Raw genomic sequence first — 1948 nt, forward strand, 5'->3', positions numbered from 1 at the left:
TCCCGAACCCCCTGCCAAACCAGCCACGCACCCCCGATCTCGAACAACGCGGCAACGACAAAGAGCAGCACGGAACGGGCTACGAGCATGCCCCAACCCTCGCACGCCGCTGGTCCGGCCCGGCCCCCTACCTCACATGGGTGAACCTTCTCGATCACCCACGCGACGCCCGCCACCGCGACCTAGGCTCACGCCACAACATCAACACGACGGCCCCCGGGCCGGGGTGCATCCCGAACCGAGGGCCTGACCACTCAGGAAGTTGGGACCTCCCCTGTGGCTGAGCACGACACTATCGTCAATTCGACTGCGTTTATCGGCCTGCGTACGCGGAAGAGGCCTCCTGCCTCCTTCGTGACGCATCTGCTCGATGAGCTCCGCGGCATGCCTGACAACTCACTTCCGCTGGCCCAGGCGCTGGCTCTCCGGAGTGACGGCCAGCGTCTGGTCGTGGCCTATTGCCGAATCTCCTTCGACGCCCACAGGCAAGACGGCCACGGCGTCGAGGACCAGGCTGCACACTGCGCTCGCATCGCGGCCCAGCATGGCGCGATCGTCGTCCACCGCTATGTCGACAACGACAAGTCCGCTTCAAAAGTAGGCGTCACAAGGCCGGATTTCGAAGAGATGCTTACTGCTCTCGAATCCGGATTCACCGCAGACGGATATCCGATCGACGGGGTGGTATGTGTCTCCGACGACCGTCTGTATCGGGACGTGCCCACCTATCAGAGGTTCTTCAAGTGCTTCACTGCTCACCCCAGTCGCACATACATCGACGCACTCGGGCAATACGATCTCTACGATGAAGAAACTGCGCAGCGTGGCTTCCTGAGAGCTGCAGCCGCACGGGCCGAAAGCACCCAGCAGCGACAGCGGGCAACGCTGAACCATCGCGCCCGTGCTGAGCGCGGAGAGCCGGTGGCGTCGCGCCGCCCCTTCGGATGGAACACCGACAAAGTCACGCTGCACCCAGGCGAGTCGGTTGTCGTGCGGCGCGGGGTGCAGAGCCTGTTGCGCGGGGAGACCCTGACCACCGTCACTCGGGACTTCGCCGCCTCCGGCTTTACGACAACGCTGGGTAACCCCTGGCAGCGACAGACGGTCAAGCAAATCCTCCGCAATCCCCGAATCTGCGGCTACCGAAAGCTCCATGGCACACTCGTCCTCGATGCCGTCGGAAATCCAGTGATGGGACAGTGGGAGCCCATCGTGTCACCGGAGGAATGACTGACGGTAACGGAGTTGCTGGAAGGACATCGCCATCCCGGAGGTTGGAAGAGAACCGGCACCTCACAAGACATCGGATACCTGCTCACCGGATTGGTGCGCTGCGGACGGCCGCTGGGCGGTGGACAGAACTGTGGCGCTTCCATGCATGGTCACCCCACCAAGATGTCGTACGAATACCGGTGCCGCCCTGCGCTGGACGGGGGCTGCGGCCGTCTCAGCCGTCAAGGCCCAGCGGTGGACAATTTGATCACTCAGTACGTCCTGCCCCGCTTTGAGGAGCACGGCGCACCCGGCCTGCCGCTGACGCCCTGGCCCGACACGCACAAGTTGGAGATCTCCGAGCAGCGCAAGGCCGCGCTCCAGGAGCAGTGGTACGCCGGAGAGATCAGCGACTCTCGGTATTTCCCGCGGCTGGCCCAGGAAGAGACAGAGATCAAGCGGCTTGTGAATGAGCAGCAGGCTTGGCTGATCAGGTGTCACCTCGGTGCGGGTGAGCGCATGGACACACGGGCCCGCTGGGATGGTTTGAGCATGAGCGAGAAGCGCGAGTTCCTCTCCCACCTACTCGTGTCCGTGATCATCCAGCCCGGCACCAAGGGATCACATCGCTTCGAGCCCGCCAGGGTCATTCCCGTGTGGCGCGCGACCGTGGGGGGAAGCCCAGCCGCGTAACAGTGCCGCGCAGCGAGCGCAGGGCCCCGCCCTCCCAGACGGG

Annotated in this window: 2 protein-coding genes and 1 pseudogene; 2 read left to right on the top strand and 1 reads right to left on the bottom strand. The window is 64.2% G+C overall.

Features of this window, described 5'->3' with window-relative positions; genetic code table 11:
• Positions 1-89 (bottom strand): annotated as a pseudogene (locus FNH08_RS49445) (YnfA family protein); the annotation flags it as partial.
• Between the two features lie 187 nt (positions 90-276).
• On the opposite strand from FNH08_RS49445, the gene FNH08_RS49450 reads away from it, so the two are divergent.
• A complete protein-coding gene (locus FNH08_RS49450; RefSeq protein WP_152778522.1) occupies positions 277-1230 on the top strand; it encodes a recombinase family protein in 954 nt (317 codons plus the stop codon).
• A 93-nt stretch (positions 1231-1323) separates the two neighbouring features.
• Positions 1324-1905, top strand: coding sequence for a zinc ribbon domain-containing protein (locus tag FNH08_RS49455; protein WP_228034859.1), 582 nt, complete (start codon positions 1324-1326; stop codon positions 1903-1905).
• The last annotated feature ends 43 nt before the right edge of the window (positions 1906-1948 follow it).

The sequence above is a fragment of the Streptomyces spongiae genome (genome assembly GCF_009377185.1).
GTDB lineage: Bacteria > Actinomycetota > Actinomycetes > Streptomycetales > Streptomycetaceae > Streptomyces > Streptomyces spongiae.